The sequence below is a fragment of the Pseudanabaena sp. SR411 genome (genome assembly GCF_002251945.1).
Lineage (GTDB): Bacteria > Cyanobacteriota > Cyanobacteriia > Pseudanabaenales > Pseudanabaenaceae > Pseudanabaena.
On record NZ_NDHW01000160.1, the window covers coordinates 1 to 18,583 of the forward strand.

Below are 18,583 nucleotides of genomic sequence, written 5' to 3' on the forward strand. Positions count from 1 at the left end.
CCTAATCCTAAATATTCTCCTTTTCATTCTCTTGGATTTGCTCAGTTCTCCATTCTCTGGGTTGCTTCTTCCTGCTCTTTTTCTGATTTTCTTAATCAACTTAGTCTAGACTCCAGTTATTTATTACCAAAGCGATTGTTGGGTTTGGTTTGATGAGAGGCGATCATCCTTGAATTTGCCGAAAATCAAAATAGTTATTTATACAAGGTAATATATAGCTAGGAAACGCTTGAGATCCTTATGGAGGTTCAAAATTGCAACAAAAAAACGCAAATATAAAAATGAGGATCTAAACCAAAATATGAAACGTACACAAGTAAAAGTAAATCTGTCTCTTCCTTTTAAAGCTCTCATAGAAATGATAAGTTCCCTAGAACTGCGAGAGAAAATCAAACTACGAGAACTATTAGATCGAGATATTGCCGTAACTCAACAAAAAACTCAAAACCTAACCCCACAAGAAACTTCACAGGAACTAGAACCTGCTATAGAAAGTTTTCGGCGTGGTTGGGATGACGTGATGGATGGCAGAACTAAGCCAATTTCAGAACTATGGGAAGGGATTGAGACGGATTAAGAATCGAGACAACAAAAAAGGTAAAAGCGCAGGTTACAGAGTCATTTACTACGTCAAAACAGCTACATCCGTTTTTCTAGTTACGATTTACTCAAAATCTGAGCAGACAAATATCCCAGCCGCAGAAATTCGCCGTATTCTGGCTAACTATGAATAAAGTTTAAAACAACACCTACACCAAACTTGACTCAAGAAGCGATCGCTGAAAACTTAATCTCAACCTTTTGATTGAGAGCGCCAGCAATTTTCTGCAACATTGACAGCGAATGCCCATCATAATCAGCATCCTCAAGCCTAGCGATCGCCGATTGTTTAGTCCCAACGCGATCGGCAAGTTGTTTCTGTGTCAACCCCCTAGCAGTCCTCGCCTCATAGATAAGTTGTGCCACGATCGCATTAAGCGAAGCTTCCTTAATCAGATTCTCCATTTCAAAATCATCACCAGTCAAACCATCAATGATTTTAAGTGCATCACTAGTCTTAGCCATTATCTAAATCCTCTTCATAAGTATGGATACTTCGATTCTTTTCAAATAGACGCTTACGCCTAATCGCCCTATCAATATCAGCGATCGGCACTTGATCAGTATCTTTAGTAATGGCATGAGCAAGAATTGCAATATTTTGACCATCAAAAAAGTACAAGATGCGATACTGAACATGAATGTGTTTAGCCCGAAGTTCATAGATTCCATCACGCAGATAATCTGCGGCGGGGCGGCGTAGTTCATAACCCGTACTCGCAAGCTGCTGAATCCTAGCCACACAATTTGCATAGCCCTTACGGTCTTGCTTGAGTAGGACTTTCAACCACTCTAAAACAGGAGCAGCACCACCTTCATCTTGATAGAAAATAACTTGCGCTTTCGGCACACCCATCACTACGATAATTTTACTATATTAAATCACAATATTGTGATACTTGATCATCTGTTTTGATACACATTGGGTTTCGTTTAGATTTGACGAGATGCGATCGCATTGTAGATTTAGTGATCGGTTAGAACTTGAGGAGAGGAAGCAACGGTCAGAAGGCGATCGCTTGCGTTCTCTAATCTCTAGTAAAAAACAAGAATTTGAAAATACTTTAAGGAGATAAACAAGCCTACGAAGCGCTGCCTTTATTTAGATTTTGAAGTGCTTATTACAAGGAAAGCGATCAAGAATTTCGGCACAATTCTTTAACAACACTGCCATCAGCAGCGATTAATTGCACTTGCATCGGCATTTGTCCATAAGCATGGGTTGAACAACTTAAACAGGGATCAAAATTACGAATACCACCTTCAACTCGGTTGAGAAAACCTTCCGCAACATTGCCATTGTGAATGTAGTGTTTAGCAATCTGGGCAACGGTTTTATTCATCGCTAAATTATTGTGTCCTGTCGCAATAATCAAATTTACTTTCTTGATAAGACCATTTTCATCGACATGGTAATGATGAAATAATGTACCGCGAGGCGCTTCGCTGACACCAATCCCTTCTAGGCAGTTGATTCCCGCATGGGAACGGGTATGGGGTGACATCACATCAGGATCATCAATTAGTTCACCAATCTTCTCGATCGCTGCCAAAATCTCAATCAGTCGCGCATAGTGATAGAAAAATGAAGATGTGGCTATACCACCTGCGCGATCGCGAAATTCCTGCAACTCTTGATTAGCCTTAGGCGTATCGATAAATTCACAAACATTCAACCGTGCAAGCGGACCAACACGATAAATTCCATCGGGATAGCCAAGGGGTTTGTAATATGGGAATTTCAAATATGACCAAGGCTCAACCGCTTCACCGATATATTGTTGATAATCATCTTCGCTGAGATTGTCGGCGACTATTTGCCCTTGACTATCGACAAAGCGAAGATGTCCGCCGTAATGTTCCCATTCGCCATGTTTGCCGACTAAGCTCATAAATAGTGATGGAAATTTACCAAAGACATCTACTTCCGTTTGCAGTTCATTTAATAAATTTTTGAATAATCCTAAAGCATTTTCAATCGTGGCTAAAGATTCAGGCAGGCGATCGCGAATCCAGCCCCGACCTTCCTCACTGAGAGGAGATCGCACACCACCCGCCACCGCCCAAGCCGTATGAATTTTCTTCGCTCCTAGAATTTCGATGATTTGCTGACCGAACTGGCGCAAGCGAATACCACCTCTTGCCAGATCAGGATTTTCTGCCATTAAGCCAAATACATTGCGCGTAGCAGGATTACTATCCCAACCAAGCAGAAAATCAGGAGAACTGAGGTGAAAGAATGAAAGGGCATGGGATTGGGTAATTTGTGCCAAATTCATCAAGCGGCGCAGTTTTTCACCCGCAGCAGGGATCTTGACGGCTAATAATTTATCGCCTGTTTTTGCAGAAGCTAATAAGTGACTGACGGGACAAATTCCACAAATGCGTGAGGTAATTCCCGCCATTTCCCACATCGGACGACCTTCACAAAATTTCTCAAAGCCGCGATATTCCACCACATGAAAATGTGCATCCGACACTTCCCCAAGATCATCCAGAAAGATCGAGATTTTGGCATGACCTTCAATACGAGTGACGGGATCAATTACAACTGTTTTTGCCATGACTAGACTCTCTAAATATTTATTTCTTGTTCTCCTCTCCCTATGAGAGGGAGTGAGGGTTATCCAAACTTAATCATTTCGCGCCCTTCCATCAGGGGCATCTTGCCCTCTAGCAAAGGCGCGATCGCTGCTTTGATGCGATCCGCCGATGGTGGACATCCCGGAATATACATATCCACTTTCACAACTTCATGAACGGGGCTTACTTTTTCCAACAGTTCAGGCACAATCCCCGGAGCATAGGGTAACTGCGGCGTAACATCACCTAGCTCTAAATAACTGCGCCGTAGCACCATGTCGGCATTGTCGCCACCCATCATATTTCGCATCGCAGGGACATTTGCCGTTACCGCACAGTCACCAAAGGAAATCAGGAACTTGGTCTGCTTACGGATTTCATGAATTAGTTCTAGATTTTCCTCATTAGCGATCGCACCTTCAACAAGGCAAACATCAACATTTTCGGGATAGCCCTTAATATCAGCGATCGGGCTATGTACGATATCAGCATATTTCACCAGTTCAAATAGCCATTCGTCCAAATCCAAAAAGGACATATGACAGCCCGAACATCCCGCTAGCCAAACTGTTGCTAGTTTAATTTTTTTTATCTTGTCCATCATTGCTGCTCCCTAGATTGTGATAAGCAAACAATCACCCATAAATAGAATAGTTCAATTTTTAGATAAAACCCTTAGTACAGAACAAAAAGTTGCAAAAGTAAGCAGGAAGAAAGGGGTTTTATAAAAGATAACCACATCACAAATAAAACCCCTATGAAAGAGATTAACCTAATGCGGAAATGTTGTAGTAACATCTGCAATGGAAAGAATTTGATACCCCATCCGCTTGCGGCAGGGTGATTCATTTGAGAGAGTAATACATGTCAAAATCTATTGCTACTTATTGGAATCCATTAGACTTAGATCATAGTCATAAATGGAAGCCAATTCTTGGACTAGAAGGGATGGCTGAAGAACTGACCTTGAGCTTGGAGCAAGACACAGGCGAATATACCCGCTTAACTCGATTTCATCCCAATGCAGACACGACTGCTTTTGGGAGCAAAAGCCATCCCTATCCTGAAGAAATATTTATCGTCAGTGGTCGCCTGTACGATCGCGCCTTTGATCTGTGGCTGGAGACTGGTCATTATGCCAGTAGACCACCTCACGAAATTCATGGGCCATTTAAGACTGATATCGGATGTGTAGTGCTAGAAATATCTTTTCCCAATCGGGTTGAATAGTTGAAAGTAGACGAGCATAATTAATTAAAAGCCCAAACCCGTAAAGTTGCGCCCCTGCGGGGCGCAACTTTACGGGTTTGGGTAATTTATTCTGCACAGGTACTTAAAATGAGAAATCAAGTTTGGTATGTGGCAACGTTGCTCGGAATTATGTGCTTGATTCGGTTTGGACTGAGTGCGATCGGTTATGTCGATCCACCTTGGCTGATGCAACAACTAGGCGTTCCAGTAGATTCAAATCTGCAAATGCCATACATCATTCGGGTTTGGGCAATTAGAGATATGGTCTTAGCTATTCTGGTGGTCTTTTCCAATCAGGCTACGATCAAAGTACTTTTATTTGCTTGCATTGCCATTGACATGACCGATATTTGGTCAGCCCACTTGAGTGGTTTAGAGGGGCTGTTCAGCGAAACTGATACATGGTCATTAAAACTTACCGCGATCGCTGCCTTACTACCAGAATCTATAGCATTAGCTTTAATCATGCGGAACTCTAGCCAAACACAAGAATAGATAGCAGCAATACGGTGTAATGTGACTTAGAGGTAAGGATAGGCGGAACGAAGCGCCGCCTATCCTTACCTCTACAGGACTATCATTAAGTGAGGATAAGAAACTTTTTGTAAATTACCATCGTCCTTGAGTGCATTAACGTAATATGTTGCAGACAACCTAAAACATCAGACCAAATTTAGATTAAGTATTTAGATTAAGTCCGAGTTGAATTTGTCAAAATATCTAAAGATACGATCTAAAACCTTGCTTACTACTTACAGCCTGATATTTTCGGGGAAATTTATGAACCGCTCTTTGAAATTTGTATCTGTATCTCTATTAACAGCATTGATCACCGCCGCGACAGTGATGCCTAGCTTTGCCGCAGATCCATTCCGCTCCCAAAATGCTAGGGCGATCGGCAGCGAAACCCAGAAAGCCTTTGAGTTAATGTTCAAAGATGGAAATTATACGGCAGCCGTAAAGCAGTTGGATTTAGCTGTGAGAACTGAAGCAAACGAGCCACTCCTATTTGCTTTACGTGCTTCCACCTTCTATGCCAGAGAAGACTACCTAGGAATGCGGGTGGCTGGACAGCGCGTTCGCGCTAATGCCGAAGCATTGAAGGGTAAAGATAACCTCAGAGCTTATATCTATATTGCCGCGAGTGATTTGATTGAGGCAGGATATATTGTCAAAACTGAAGGTGTATCCAGTGCACCTAAGGCTTTGCCACTGGTGCAAAGCGTTTTTGACAATATCCAAAAAGCTAAGGATATTTCTCCCAATGATCCTGAGCTAAATTTGATTAAAGGCTATATTGATATGCTAATTGCATCAGTATTACCTCTGTCAGACCTTGAAACAGCTTTGGAGAGTCTCAAGCAGTATGCAGCACCTGATTATCTAAAATGGCGTGGTATTGCTCTAGCCTATCGTGATGCTCAAAAGCCCGAACTTGCCTTAGATGCCGTGAATAAGGCTCTAGCATCTGCTCCAAATAATCCAGAACTACATTATCTGAAAGGACAAGTGTTATGGATGCAAGGTGGCAGCAATATTCCGACAGCTAAGAATCAATTTGAACTTGCCCTAAGTAAGTCCAAGCAACTGAATCCTAGCCTGCTAGAAGAGATTCGTGGACAATGCCGCAACATCTCTAACGGTGTAGCTTGTCCTGAACAGACCAAATAAACTAAAAAAAGCGTTGCTTCGCAACGCTTTTTTTAGTTATAGCTTATCGAGGCTTTATAGCAAAGCAAAAGTTAGTTAGTACAAACCAAAACCCAAGAAGCGAGTGGCGGCGCTTCGCGCCGCCACTCGCTTCTTGGGTTTTAAGTCAGCGCAAAGCGCTGTATTGTTTAAGAGATAGCGATCGCTATAAACACTACAAGCCATAAAGCTAAGCAAGGTATTATAAAAAAGTAGGGTCAATTCATGAATTGACCCTACTTTTTTATCCAAAGCAAAAAGCAAGCAAAAAACTCATGGCGCAAGACATTAAACTGATCGTGGTAGATATCGATGGCACGATTAGTGGTGATGCCAATCAGGTCAATGATGCAGTGAAGCAAGCGGTAAAAGCGGCTCAGGCAAAGGGTGTGAAAGTGGCGATCGCTACGGGCAGAATGTATCGCTCGGCGGTACGATTCCATGAATTGATCGCTTCGGATATGCCATTGATTTCCTATCAGGGTGCATTCATTAAAGATCCTAAAACTGATGAATTAGTTGGACATTGGCCAGTTGAACTCGAACAAGCCCTCTCTTTGCTCGATGATCTGGGAGAATTTGCGACTAACGATCAGCTTTCGATTCATATTTACGTGAATGATGAACTCTACGTTCGGAAAATGACAGCCCAAACTCAAGCCTATGCCGAACGCTCTAAAGTTGGAGTCACAGTAGTCGGTGATTTGCGAGAATTCCTCACTAGTAAAAATACCGATCATCCACCGACCAAGATTCTTGCCTTGAGCGATACGGCGGAACTAGTAACCGAAATGCTCCGAGTTCTCAAAGGTCGTTATACACCGCAACAACTCTATCTCACTAAATCTGTAGCTACTTTCTTTGAAGCGACTAATCCGATCGCTAATAAAGGAACTGCGGTTAAGCATTTAGCCGAGAATATCTTGGGATTTGACCGCTCACAGGTTTTAGCGATCGGCGATAATTTCAACGATTTAGAAATGATCGAATATGCAGGTATTGGCGTAGTTATGGGTAATGCCCCTGAAGGATTAAAGCCTCTTGGTGATTGGGTTGCGCCTACTGTTGAAGAGGATGGTGCGGCTGTAGCGATCGGTAAATTCGTGCTATAAATTCTGAATCAAAGAGTGCTAAAGCACTCTTTGATCATTAAAATCTAAGGCTATAGTTATGCTAGAACCTCAAGCAATTGTGAATCATCGCTATCAATTAGAGCGTCAACTTGGACAAAATGCAGGTCGCGAGACTTGGCTAGCCAAAGATTTGCAGAAAGAGAATGAATTGGTGGTAGTCAAGTTATTGGCTTTTGGTGGCAATGTGCAATGGGAAGATCTAAAGTTATTTGAACGTGAAGCCAATGTACTCAAAGCGCTAGATCATCCACGTATCCCCAAATATCGCGACTATTTTTCGATTGACGATCGCTCTTTGTGGTTTGGATTGGTGCAAGAATATATTCAAGGGGAGTCGCTGCGTGAGTATATTGCCAAAGGACATAAATTTACTGAATTGCAAGTTAAGAAAATTGCGATCGCAATTTTAGAAATCCTGATCTATCTCCATGAACTCAGTCCCCAAGTTCTCCATCGCGATATTAAGCCTAGTAACTTGATTTTAACTGGAACTGAAGGAGAGGAGCGAAACATTTATCTGGTGGATTTTGGTGCAGTACAGGATAAAGCATCAACTGAAGGGAAATCGTTTACCGTTGTGGGAACCTATGGCTATGCACCAATGGAGCAGTATGGTGGTCGGGCGGTGGCGGCTTCTGATCTCTATGCATTGGGTGCAACGCTGATCTTTTTGCTGACGGGGATATCACCTGCGGAGTTACCTCAAGATGATGATGCGCGGATACTCTTTAGCGATCGCACCAGTGCTAGTCATGACTTAGTGGAATGGATTCAGACCTTAGTAGAACCATTACTGAAAAAACGTTATGCATCGGCTCAAATGGCTTTAGAAGCTCTAGTTCACCCTAAATCCAAAAGGCAATCTCCACCAGTGCAGGTTGTGCCGAGCATTCAACCTGTTACGAAAAAATCTATTAGAAACTATGCTCCAGAAAACACAAACATTCAGGTCAAAGAATCAGAACATAATCTTCAGATTTTAATTCCCAGTAAGATACTATCAGCAATTTTTATGTTGGGAATAATATCGTTAATCACTTTGTTTTTTGGTACAACATTTCTTCCCTACTTGCTTATAACAAGCATTAGCCCCATAGTTGTCGTGATTCTGTTAACGATTGTCGGATTGATCCTGTTCAAGCTTTTACACCTACTTACCACATCTAAGTTTGAAATTAATGGGCAGGAAGTCATATTAAGTCGCTACATATTTGGTAAATGCTATTGGCGTGACCAACAGACTTACAGTGGTTCCATTTACGTTGAACCAAATTGGACCATGATGCGAAACAGATATAATAACAATCTATTTGGCTGGTTGGTGTGGCTAAGTAATGAGAAAAATGATGATAACTCGCTCAAGTCCAATGTCAAAATACATATCCAAGATGACACTTATTTAATATCCGCCAATGAGCTACGCCCAACCGAAGTGATGTGGTTAATGGAATTGATTACTAATTTTAAAAACAGTCGTTCTTTAATATGAGATATCTTTTATGACTACCCTTCAGCCTCAAGAGATCGTTAATCAACGTTATCAGCTAGAGCGTCAACTTGGTCAAAACGCAGGTCGCGAGACTTGGCTAGCCAAGGATTTGCAGAAAGAGAATGAATTGGTGGTGGTCAAGTTACTAGCTTTCGGAGGTAATGTGCAATGGGAAGATCTAAAGTTATTTGAACGAGAAGCCAATGTACTCAAAGCGCTAGATCATCCACGTATCCCCAAATATCGCGACTATTTTTCGATTGACGATCACTCATTGTGGTTTGGATTGGTACAGGAATATATTCAAGGGGATTCTTTACGCGAACATATTGCCCAAGGACATAAATTTAATGAATCACAGGTTAAGAAAATAGCGATCGCGGTTTTAGAAATCCTGATCTATCTCCATGAACTCAGTCCCCAAGTTCTGCATCGCGATATTAAGCCTAGTAACTTGATCTTAACTGGAGATGAAGGAGGGGAACGAAATATTTATCTAGTGGATTTTGGGGCTGTGCAGGATAAAGCATCGGCTGAAGGTAAGTCTTTTACTGTCGTGGGAACCTATGGCTATGCGCCAATGGAGCAGTATGGAGGCAGGGCAGTAGCTGCTTCTGATCTCTATGCATTGGGTGCAACGCTGATTTTTTTGCTGACAGGGGTATCACCTGCGGAGTTACCTCAAGATGATGACGCACGGATACTTTTTAGCGATCGCACCAGTGCCAGTCCTCATCTTTTGCAATGGATTCAAAAGTTAGTAGAGCCGACAGTCAAAAAACGCTATGCATCGGCAAGAATTGCTTTGCTAGCTCTATCTGAATCCATCCAAGTTTCTACTCCTCAGAGTAACCCCACTCCATTAGAACCGATAAAGCAATCTAGTCCTGCCAAATCCAAGCAATTTCCCAGTTATGTCCGCCATTCTTTTCCACCAGATAACTCTGACATTCAAGTTTCAACTTCTGCAACTTGCCTCACAATTACAATTCCATCCAATCTTTTGGTCGCAGTTTGTATGTGGGTATTCCTAGGATTAATCATGGTCTTTGCCCATCCTATTTTGGGAGATGTTTGGAGCAATGTTTCTATGTATTATCATAAATCTTTTGGTTTCTATGTCATCGCTGGGCTATTAGTAACGATACTTGTGGGGTTGTTATTTAGATTTACCGTAAGTTTATTAGAAACAGTAACTCTAAAAATAACCGAAACAGAAACTTTATTTGAGAAGTCACTATTTGGGAGAACTTCTTGGCAAATCAAACTGCCAACTTCTGGATTCCAAGGAGCTGAACCAAAGTGGCGAATGATTGAGAAACGTAATAGTGGAATTATAGATGATCTAATTTGGCTAAGTAGTGATCATGATGAAGACAATTCCATAAAAGTAAATGTACTTTTGTGGCTGAATGGAGTTAAATATCCTTTAGCAAATAATGATATTAGAGCAACGGAAGTTAGTTGGTTAATCGATGTAATTGAGGAGTTCTTATATGATATTAGGAGAAAATAATGCAGCGATCGCTTTTTAAACGCTTCATTCCTGTTTATGCCTGCTGGGGCAGCATCGTTTGCATAGCGATCGCTGGTTGCTCTAATCCCTTTGCCACGGCAAATGTACCCGATCAAGTCCGAATTGGAACTTTTAATCTAGGCAATTTTGATGGAACAAATACTCCCAAAGTAGAAGCCGTAAGCCAAATTATCGAACGGAACTTTGATGCGATCGGCTTACAAGAAGTTAGTCCATCGGGAGCCGAAAAACTCAAGGAGCAGTTGAATAAAAGTAAACAATGGGAATTTGTGTTAGGAGATACGGGCAGTAAACAAAGGGTAGCTCTGTTCTATCGCAAAGACTTGATCTCGGCTCAAAAGGTGACTGAATGGCAAAAGGTGAACATCACAGGGACTTTGCGATCGCCGTTGGTAACCTTTGTGAAAACAGGTGCAAACTTTGATTTCACCTTAGTGATTGTGCATCAAAAGGGAGGGGGTGGCAAAGAAGCCGATCGCTTACGTCAAAATCAAAGCGATCGCTTGCGCCAAGAAGTAGATAACTATCAACAGAATTCGCAATCTGATCCTGATTTAATTCTATTAGGTGATTTTAATAGTCCGACTTGGGCTGACCAAAATCGGGGCTTACGGGATGCACCACTGACTTTTTTGACTAGAGTGATCGAAACTGGTCAGAAAGAGAACTGCTTAAAAAAACGTGGTCAGCCCAAAACGCCCGATGGTCGTCCGCGCTATTCCAATCGTGGTACTGGTTGCGTCATCGATCATATTGCGATTTCTAAAGCTCCTAAAGGTGCAGAAGAAGAATATATTCCTCAATCAGTGCAGATTCTCGATCCACAAAAAGATCTGGGCTTTGATAGCGATCGCACCTATTTTGCCAAAGTATCCGATCATTTACCCGTGAGAGCCATCTTTCGCAGTAAATAGAGAAAGCGGCGCTTTGCGCCGCTTTCTCTATAGTCCCGAGGGTAAACCTGTGGGTTTGCCCTTAATACTGGTGACAATCCTGCCCCAGCCTGATTCACCGCCACCATCCCAAAAAATTTGCTGCATGACATCATAGCTATAGGGATCATAAGCGCCGCCAACACCAACGTCATAACCATCGCTAGCACCATGACGAGTGCCGTAAGGATCGTGAACAAGCCAGACTCTTTTGACAGGATCATGTCCGACGATCACACAAATGTGACCGCTACCTTTGTAGGCAAATCCTACAACTACAGGGATATTTGCTTTGAGTGAAAGCAATACATCTTTTGCTGAGAGAGAATAGCTAAAGTAAGAGTTAATGCCCAGTTCTCTCAAAGCCCATGTTTGAGCATCATGATCGGTGGTATCACCAAACTTACCCACCAGTCGCATATAGACTGACTCTGGCTCTGGAAATCCCTGTGCTTTCGCCATCGTTGTTAAGGCTCCATTTAGCACAAAATCAGCTAGCATCGTATTACTAGTCGTGTTGCACTGTCGCCAACCAGGGCCAAAAATCGCCTGATCGTTGTCTAGTTGTGAATAATATTTAACTGGTAACTTGATGAGCTGATTGACATCTTCCCCTTCAATTTTGATGTGAGGATCGTAGGCATAGACCTTTTGTAATTGGGATTTGCCATCTAGCGCTGGAAAGGGTGAGGCTAGAGTCAGGAAAAGATGTTGATTGCGATCGGGGCTATATTCAGTAACAAAAAATGTTTGTCCTTTTTTGATGAGAATTTTCTCGGAATCGGCTAAATCTGTGGAGCCAAGCAGCTTCTTTTTGAGAAAAGTATCCGCTTCGGCGATCGCTTTGGGCATAGGACAACCTCGGAATAAATGCGATAACGCTATAAATCATCGCATATCGTCATCTATAAATATAGTTAAAAGCCCAAGAGAGAGTGGCGGCGCTTCGCGCCGCCACTCTCTCTTGGGCAAAATGGCTACGCCATTTTGGGCTTTGGTTTATCATAAATATTGGGTAATTTCATTAGGAGAGTTAGCGATCAAATCGACCCCATGAAGTTTTAGCTCTTCTTCAGTGCCATAACCATAGGTCACACCGATCGCTAAAAGCTGATTTTTCTTTGCCCCGATCGCATCATGGGAACGATCGCCAACCATAACTGTTTTGGTAGGATTCAGATTTTCACTGAGGATAATATGACGAATTAGCTCGGCTTTGTCACTGCGAGTGCCATCTAATTCACTGCCATAAATGCCATCAAATAGAGAAGTCAGAGCAAAATGCTCAATAATCCGCTTAGCAAACACATGGGGCTTAGATGTGGCAATGTAGGTGTGATAACCTGCGGCACGAATCGATTTGAGAGTTTCAGGGATTTGGGGATAGAGCGAATTTTCAAATAAGCCTACTGTGGCAAAGCGATCGCGATAAAGGGTAATGGCGCGATCAATCAACACTTTATCGTTAGTTTGCAGCAACTTCGCAAAACTAACTGTCAGTGGAGGTCCAATGCACCAAAGAAGTTGATCAGTTTCTGGTGACTGGTAGTCAAGTTGATTGAGAGCATATTGAATACAGGTAGTAATCCCAATTTTGGGATCGGTCAAAGTTCCATCTAAATCGAATAACACTGTATCCATAATGCTGTTATTTTATCAAATTATAGTAATGCAAAAGTTAGAGAGAACAAATCAAAACCCAAAATACAAGTAGCGGCGCTTTGCGCCGCTACTTGTATAGCTATAGCCACCTGTATCAGGACAAATCAAAACCCAAATAGTGTGAGGCGGCGCTTCGCGCCGCCTCACACTATTTGGGTTTTATGTCCTAACAAGAATGGCTACAGCTATATTTTGGGTTTTAAATCAGCGCTTTGCGCTGTATTGCTATAAATACGAATCTCGGCAAAGTCTATCCACAGCTTTTAGTATGGTTGGTAATCGATGATCGCCATGCATTTTTTTAATGCAATCTCTTGCTTCGGATTCATCGATACCGATCGCAGTTACAAATAATGGTCGATTACTATCACTTCTCAACACCTCAGTTTCTGAAGGAATATCTTGGAAGCGACTTTTCGCCACACCGATGATTGCTACTTTCGCATCAAGTGCATTGTACAAATGAAGCCCTAATCCTGCTTTTTGATGGTGATTTAGATAGACATATCCATCAATAACAATTATCTCTGGAAGTTGTGGAAGTTGTGCTAAAAGCAGCAAAATAATTGGTAGTTCGCGCTTGTAAAACTCCCCTGGTTGATACTCTTCAACCTGATCCGTTTGAGCGATAAATGTGTTAGCAGGGACAGGATCTTCCCAATCATTAAAGGCAATTCCAGCCGCTACAGCCTTCCCCTCTCGATAATCCACATCAACCGCAAATATCATGTCGCCATACCTTCTATATCTTTAATCTCCCATGCAGTAAGTTTAATACTCAAATGTCTAATCAATCTCCTCAATCTAAGCAAACCATTTAAGAATTATCTAGCTCAAATTGAGGCAATCTGTAAACGCATAAATCTCTGTGGGAATGCTATGCACCTACACATTTTTTATCCAATTTCTAACTGATTGGTTTAATTAACTCAACGCCATCGCGACCATCCCCTGCGGCGCTCAAAAATACTTTGACCTGCTCATCCTTAGAAGTTGGTAATGTTCGTCCCACAAAATCAGGATGGATGGGTAACTCACGATGACCGCGATCGATCAAGGCTAATAGTCTCACCACCTTGGGACGACCATAATCATGAATGGCATTTAACGCTGCCCCAATTGTCCGACCGCTATAAATGACATCATCCACTAAGACTACAGTTTTGCCATTTAAGTCAAAGGGAATCTCGGTTTTGCTAGGTGTTCGCAGTCCAATCTTATCGAGATCGTCCCGATAAAAAGTAATATCTAATGCACCTGAAGGAACTAAGATTCCTTCAAGGGTATGAATCTGCTTGGCGATCGCCACACTTAGCGGCACACCACGAGTATAAACACCGAGCAGGACAACATTGGATAGATCGCCGCTAGCCTCGACAATTTGCGAAGCCAGACGATTGATCGTGCGGCGTAACTCGTCCTCAGATAAAATTTCGACAATCTTGGATTGTGACACTACTAGTTTCAGTAAATTAGTTGGTAGTTCTGTAATTATAGCTATCGCCACTTACTATTAGGACAACTCCAAAACCAAGAAGCGAATGGCGGCGCGAAGCGCCGCCATTCGCTTCTTGGTTTTGTTGCCTAAGAAGACTGGCGACAGCAGCCATAGATATAGAGATATAGCGCTTTGAGATTATCTCTCTAAAACAAAAGGGGCGCGTAGCGCCCCTTTTGTTTTAGAGATGGAAAAATCTTTAGCTATCTAAATGCTTTTCGATTGTCGTAGATAGTGTTGTCTTAGGGACAGCACCGACAACCACATCCACACGCTGACCACCCTTAAATAACATGAGCGTGGGAATACTGCGAATGCCATATTGTCCAGCTACGCTAGGATTCTCATCGGTATTAAGCTTGAAAACTTTAATTTTGCCCTCATATTGTGTGGCGACTTCTTCCACTACAGGAGCAACCATACGGCAGGGTCCACACCAAGGGGCCCAGAAATCTACTAGAACAGGGATGTCACTTTTAAGTACGTCCTGCTCAAAGCTAGCATCTGTGACGGCGATCGCTGATGACATGCTTTGCTAACTCCCTAAATACTAAAAACTTTTAACTTCAAAAATTATGTGTAGGTAGTATAACAGCTAGAATCACATATTTGCTAAAAACCAGAATTGTTAAGAAGAATACCCAATTTATCAAAACTGATTTTGAAGTTTTTAGTGTCAAAAAGCACTTATAGTCAAAAATAAGAAACTGCCTTTGATTTTGCTTACTTGCTTCTCAGTCTCAAACTAGACATTAAAACCCAAGAATTAGTGGTGCGACGCGAAGTGTCGCACCACTAATTCTTGGGTGACAAGGGAGTATAAGCTCAGATGCAAAAAATTTGCCAAAAGGCACTTTTTTTCGCCTACAGGTAAAAAAGAAGAAACCGCCCTTGCTGCTCATAAGCTCAGGCGGAATGTGGTGTGAGGAGTGAACGGAAACTTTCGTCTCCGCTTACATATATATTGTAGTCTAATCCGCAAGTATGAATACGATCGCCCAATTTTTTCGAGTTTTTCAGAGTCGCAAAATGGCGGCGCTTTTATCACTAGGATTTGCGTCAGGGCTACCCTATGCGCTCACCGATGATGCATTTCGGGCATGGCTTACCACAGCTAAGTTTGACCTTAGTACGATTGGTTGGCTGGGCTTAGTTTCACTGCCCTATTCGCTCAAATTTCTATGGTCGCCGTTAATTGATCGGTTTGTACCACCTTTTTTAGGGCGGCGCAGAGGTTGGATTTTACTAACACAGGTTGGTTTAATCCTTGCTATTTTGGCGATCGCCTTACAAATGTTTACAATTGACCAGCTTGATTTGGCTAGTCGTAACGCTGCTTTACCAATGTTGGCGATCGCTGCTTTGATGCTTGCTTTTCTCAGTGCCACTCAAGATATTGCGATCGATGCTTATCGGACTGATGTATTAGCAGTTCAGGAAGTGGGTGCGGGGATTGGTATTTGGGTAATGGGATATCGAATCGCACTGCTATTTGCAGGATTTGTAGGTTTTAATTTAGCAACTCGATTAAGTTGGAAGTCACCGCTTTCACAGTTTCTATTTAATAACGGATTTACTGGTTTAAGCCTGAGTAAATTTGGCTGGGCTTGGGTCTATGTGTTGCTAGCGATCGTGATGAGCTTTGGACTGATTGCCACGATCGTAGCTCCCGAACCACCAGAAGCTAATGCTCGTCCTGCAACCTTAGACGAGGCTGTAGTTAAACCTTTTCAAGAGTTTTTTCAACGCTTGGGAGTGGGGAAAGTTTTATTAATTCTCGCATTCACGATTTTCTATCGGTTTAGTGATGCGATGGTGGGGAAAATGGCAGTTCCTTTTTTAAAAACTTTGTTTGATGATGGCACGATTGGCACGGTTCGACAGGGAATTGGACTGGTTGCCACAATTGTGGGGACTTTGGCCGGGGGAGCCATTCTGAGCAAAATTGGGGTCAATCGATCGCTATGGGTTTTCGGATTTTTGCAAGCGATCAGTAATATCGGCTATTACGCGATTTCCATTGCTGGCAAAAATGACCTTGTTTTACTTGCTGCGATTAATGTGGAGAACTTTTGTAGTGGTTTAGGAACCGCAGGTTTTTTAGGATTTCTGATGGTGTTATGCAATCCTAGTTTTTCGGCAACTCAATTTGCCTTGCTATCAAGTCTATTTGCGGTTGGACGCGATCTATTAGCTTCACCATTTTCAGGGGAGTCAGCCCAGTTTATCCAGCGCAACATGCCCTCATGGACAGCAATTAATCAAAACCTTTGGCTTGCTGGCAGTGATGGCAAGGGTTGGGCGTTATTTTTCTTGTTTACATTGCTATTAGCTCTTCCAGGGATGCTATTTTTGCCATTTTTCGCACCTTGGAATGGAGAATTTAAAAAAGTAGATTCCTTACCAATTGATTGAAGTTATTGCTTTACAACAATTTCAATCAAAACCCAAATAAATAAAGGCGGCACGAAGTGCCGCCTTTATTTATTTTTTTCACCCGATCGCGTGAGGTGGAAAGAGAACCTACTCAAGTAATCTACTTATCAATGAAGCCTTAAACTGACTGCACCCAGCGCACCAACGCTGGGTTTTTATTTGGCAAAAAATATCGATAAAAAAAGGAGTCGCTTAGCAACTCCTTTTTTTATCCCAATATGGCAACGCTAAAAAATAGCAAGTCCACAAAAATCGTACCTAGCACCGCACCACCAAAAGCCCAATAACCGAGATCAGGCGATCGCATGGCACGGTTACCTGTAATCAAGAGCAATGCTGCTAAAGCACAAGCCCAAGTCATGCCCCAAGGTGTTTCTACTAGAGCTAAAGCACTTTTTAGAATTGGTTGAGCGAGTCTGATATTGGCTTCAACTTGCATCAACGCTTTCCAATTTGGAAAAAGATTTGCGATGTAGAAATAGAAATCAGTAATCGCAGTTCCTAATAATGAGCCAATATAGAACCACCCGCCGACTCGGTAAGCATCTTGACGAGTTGCCCAGATTGCCCAAGGCAAAGCCAAAGCTTCAACAGGCACATGATAGGCTGGCTCCCAACGTAACCAGCCCCAATAGAGGGAACCACATAGCCATGTGAGGCTAAAGCCCCAGACTAAGCTGCCCCATGTTTTAGTTTTGGGGTCTGCTTGGAGATGCTTGGCGATCGCTAGCCAACCGACAGTACAAATCAAGCTCAACCAAGGGGCATAACGCACGAGGGGAGCTTCAAAAAATACGGGGACGGATACTAAAAAAAGAGCTGCAAACCAAACTTGCCAATGCTGCACTAAGGAAGCGAGGGCAAGTAAGTATTGCGATAAGTATTGGGGAAACGCAGACGGAACATTTGCAGTTAAGGGTAAAGCCTGAACTGTTGATGTAGAACGTGCTAAGGTGCGCTCCTCTAGTTCAACCTTGTCAGGATTTAAAAACAAAGTATCTTAAAAAGTTATATTAATTTTTATTACTTAATATACTAACAGGCTTTTTTAACCAAGCTAGCTTAGCCGCTAGCTTTTTTTAAGATTGTCGCTTACCCATTGCCGAAATTCCTTGAGGGTTTGGCGATCGCCTAGTTCAAATCGCTTCTGCACAAACTCTACTACCACTGCCGCAGGTAAGTTAGGAAAAGACAAGCTATGTTCTATTTTAAGGTATGCCCCATTTTCTAAGCCTAGAAAATCTAAGCTATAGCCGTTATAGATCCAAATTTCTGGGACTTGGAGTTGAGCATAGATCGGTAAACGGCGATCGCTTGGGTTAGTAATATCGACTTCTAATACTAGATCGGGTGGCGGATCTTGCCCCATCGTAATTACATTTTGATTGCGAATCTTTGGCTCATTTTGAATGTAATAACAAGAGTCAGGTTCTGCACAATCTTGAGTTCAGGAACCCGCATCAATAATGAGCCGCATTTACATAAATCTATTTCTAGCTCATCGGACAGCACCCGAATTAAATCATCAATAAACCGATTGCTGCGCTCATGTAGCGCCATTGGCGACATAATTTCTAAGTTTCCATTGATGTAATGAAATAAAGTGCTGCGGCGATCGCCTATATCTTCTAGCAATCGCTCAAAGGTTTGCCAACTGATGTTTTCTAACCAGATCCTTTGTTCGGCAACAGGTCGAGATTGCTCAGTGTGAGTTGTTGTTATTTCAAGAGGCTTAGGGATGGCAATCATGACGACTCACCTCGAAAATTTGAT

At 42.4% G+C, this 18,583-nt stretch carries 22 protein-coding genes; 10 read left to right on the plus strand and 12 right to left on the minus strand.

Features of this window, described 5'->3' with window-relative positions; genetic code table 11:
* The first annotated feature begins 301 nt into the window (after window positions 1–301).
* A complete protein-coding gene (locus B9G53_RS16395) occupies window positions 302–577 on the plus strand; it encodes a hypothetical protein (protein ID WP_094534217.1) in 276 nt (91 codons plus the stop codon).
* On the plus strand, window positions 525–734 hold the full coding sequence (locus B9G53_RS16400; RefSeq protein WP_094534164.1) for a type II toxin-antitoxin system RelE/ParE family toxin: 210 nt from the start codon (window positions 525–527) through the stop codon (window positions 732–734). The genes B9G53_RS16395 and B9G53_RS16400 overlap by 53 nt, the downstream gene beginning before the upstream one ends.
* A 31-nt stretch (window positions 735–765) precedes the next feature.
* Here the strand turns inward: B9G53_RS16400 and B9G53_RS16405 are convergent, their stop codons facing one another.
* The 4 genes from B9G53_RS16405 to B9G53_RS16420 form a co-directional block, all read right to left on the minus strand.
* Window positions 766–1,065 carry a helix-turn-helix domain-containing protein gene (locus B9G53_RS16405; RefSeq protein ID WP_094534166.1) on the minus strand — a complete coding sequence of 100 codons (300 nt, stop codon included), beginning with the start codon at window positions 1,063–1,065 and terminating at the stop codon, window positions 766–768.
* Window positions 1,058–1,450 carry a type II toxin-antitoxin system RelE/ParE family toxin gene (locus B9G53_RS16410; protein WP_094534219.1) on the minus strand — a complete coding sequence of 131 codons (393 nt, stop codon included), beginning with the start codon at window positions 1,448–1,450 and terminating at the stop codon, window positions 1,058–1,060. Before B9G53_RS16410 ends, B9G53_RS16405 begins: the two co-directional genes overlap by 8 nt.
* Window positions 1,451–1,736: 286 nt before the next feature.
* Window positions 1,737–3,164: a Ni/Fe hydrogenase subunit alpha gene (locus B9G53_RS16415; protein ID WP_094534168.1), complete on the minus strand. Its 1,428-nt coding sequence runs from the start codon at window positions 3,162–3,164 to the stop codon at window positions 1,737–1,739.
* A gap of 59 nt (window positions 3,165–3,223) precedes the next feature.
* Window positions 3,224–3,775 carry an oxidoreductase gene (locus tag B9G53_RS16420; RefSeq protein ID WP_094534221.1) on the minus strand — a complete coding sequence of 184 codons (552 nt, stop codon included), beginning with the start codon at window positions 3,773–3,775 and terminating at the stop codon, window positions 3,224–3,226.
* A gap of 272 nt (window positions 3,776–4,047) precedes the next feature.
* On the opposite strand from B9G53_RS16420, the gene B9G53_RS16425 reads away from it, so the two are divergent.
* The 7 genes from B9G53_RS16425 (at window position 4,048) to B9G53_RS16455 (ending at window position 11,196) form a co-directional block, all read left to right on the plus strand.
* A complete protein-coding gene (locus B9G53_RS16425; RefSeq protein ID WP_094534170.1) occupies window positions 4,048–4,413 on the plus strand; it encodes a cupin domain-containing protein in 366 nt (121 codons plus the stop codon).
* Between the two features lie 108 nt (window positions 4,414–4,521).
* Window positions 4,522–4,929, plus strand: a complete 408-nt coding sequence (locus tag B9G53_RS16430) for a hypothetical protein (RefSeq protein WP_094534172.1) — start codon at window positions 4,522–4,524, stop codon at window positions 4,927–4,929.
* A 285-nt stretch (window positions 4,930–5,214) separates the two neighbouring features.
* A complete protein-coding gene (locus B9G53_RS16435; RefSeq protein ID WP_254923687.1) occupies window positions 5,215–6,105 on the plus strand; it encodes a Sll0314/Alr1548 family TPR repeat-containing protein in 891 nt (296 codons plus the stop codon).
* A 293-nt stretch (window positions 6,106–6,398) separates the two neighbouring features.
* A complete protein-coding gene (locus tag B9G53_RS16440) occupies window positions 6,399–7,235 on the plus strand; it encodes a Cof-type HAD-IIB family hydrolase (protein WP_094534174.1) in 837 nt (278 codons plus the stop codon).
* Between the two features lie 58 nt (window positions 7,236–7,293).
* The gene (locus tag B9G53_RS16445) at window positions 7,294–8,745 is read left to right on the plus strand and encodes a serine/threonine-protein kinase (protein ID WP_094534176.1); all 1,452 of its coding nucleotides are present in this window, start codon (window positions 7,294–7,296) and stop codon (window positions 8,743–8,745) included.
* 10 nt (window positions 8,746–8,755) lie between these two features.
* The gene (locus B9G53_RS16450; RefSeq protein WP_094534178.1) at window positions 8,756–10,261 is read left to right on the plus strand and encodes a serine/threonine-protein kinase; all 1,506 of its coding nucleotides are present in this window, start codon (window positions 8,756–8,758) and stop codon (window positions 10,259–10,261) included.
* Window positions 10,261–11,196 (plus strand): endonuclease/exonuclease/phosphatase family protein, encoded by a 936-nt coding sequence (locus B9G53_RS16455; RefSeq protein WP_094534180.1) that lies wholly within the window; start codon window positions 10,261–10,263, stop codon window positions 11,194–11,196. The genes B9G53_RS16450 and B9G53_RS16455 overlap by 1 nt, the downstream gene beginning before the upstream one ends.
* A 27-nt stretch (window positions 11,197–11,223) precedes the next feature.
* On the opposite strand, the gene B9G53_RS16460 is transcribed toward B9G53_RS16455, so the two are convergent.
* The 5 genes from B9G53_RS16460 to trxA all read right to left on the minus strand — a co-directional run bounded on the left by B9G53_RS16460 (window position 11,224) and on the right by trxA (window position 14,903).
* Window positions 11,224–12,066, minus strand: a complete 843-nt coding sequence (locus tag B9G53_RS16460) for a C39 family peptidase (RefSeq protein ID WP_094534182.1) — start codon at window positions 12,064–12,066, stop codon at window positions 11,224–11,226.
* A 150-nt stretch (window positions 12,067–12,216) separates the two neighbouring features.
* On the minus strand, window positions 12,217–12,855 hold the full coding sequence (locus B9G53_RS16465) for an HAD family hydrolase (RefSeq protein ID WP_094534184.1): 639 nt from the start codon (window positions 12,853–12,855) through the stop codon (window positions 12,217–12,219).
* Between the two features lie 246 nt (window positions 12,856–13,101).
* Complete coding sequence (locus B9G53_RS16470; RefSeq protein WP_094534186.1) at window positions 13,102–13,605, minus strand: endonuclease V; 504 nt, start codon at window positions 13,603–13,605, stop codon at window positions 13,102–13,104.
* Between the two features lie 178 nt (window positions 13,606–13,783).
* The gene (gene pyrR, locus B9G53_RS16475) at window positions 13,784–14,332 is read right to left on the minus strand and encodes a bifunctional pyr operon transcriptional regulator/uracil phosphoribosyltransferase PyrR (RefSeq protein WP_094534225.1); all 549 of its coding nucleotides are present in this window, start codon (window positions 14,330–14,332) and stop codon (window positions 13,784–13,786) included.
* Window positions 14,333–14,573: 241 nt separating this feature from the next.
* A complete protein-coding gene (trxA, locus tag B9G53_RS16480; protein ID WP_094534188.1) occupies window positions 14,574–14,903 on the minus strand; it encodes a thioredoxin in 330 nt (109 codons plus the stop codon).
* Window positions 14,904–15,358: 455 nt separating this feature from the next.
* On the opposite strand from trxA, the gene B9G53_RS16485 reads away from it, so the two are divergent.
* Complete coding sequence (locus tag B9G53_RS16485) at window positions 15,359–16,789, plus strand: MFS transporter (RefSeq protein ID WP_094534190.1); 1,431 nt, start codon at window positions 15,359–15,361, stop codon at window positions 16,787–16,789.
* Window positions 16,790–17,018: 229 nt separating this feature from the next.
* Here B9G53_RS16485 and B9G53_RS16490 read toward each other — a convergent pair whose 3' ends face one another.
* The 3 genes from B9G53_RS16490 to B9G53_RS28105 form a co-directional block, all read right to left on the minus strand.
* A complete protein-coding gene (locus B9G53_RS16490) occupies window positions 17,019–17,804 on the minus strand; it encodes a DUF3120 domain-containing protein (RefSeq protein ID WP_094534192.1) in 786 nt (261 codons plus the stop codon).
* 75 nt (window positions 17,805–17,879) lie between these two features.
* Window positions 17,880–18,221, minus strand: a complete 342-nt coding sequence (locus B9G53_RS28100; protein WP_217901608.1) for a Uma2 family endonuclease — start codon at window positions 18,219–18,221, stop codon at window positions 17,880–17,882.
* Complete coding sequence (locus B9G53_RS28105) at window positions 18,185–18,559, minus strand: Uma2 family endonuclease (protein ID WP_217901607.1); 375 nt, start codon at window positions 18,557–18,559, stop codon at window positions 18,185–18,187. The genes B9G53_RS28100 and B9G53_RS28105 overlap by 37 nt, the downstream gene beginning before the upstream one ends.
* Between the last annotated feature and the right edge of the window lie 24 nt (window positions 18,560–18,583).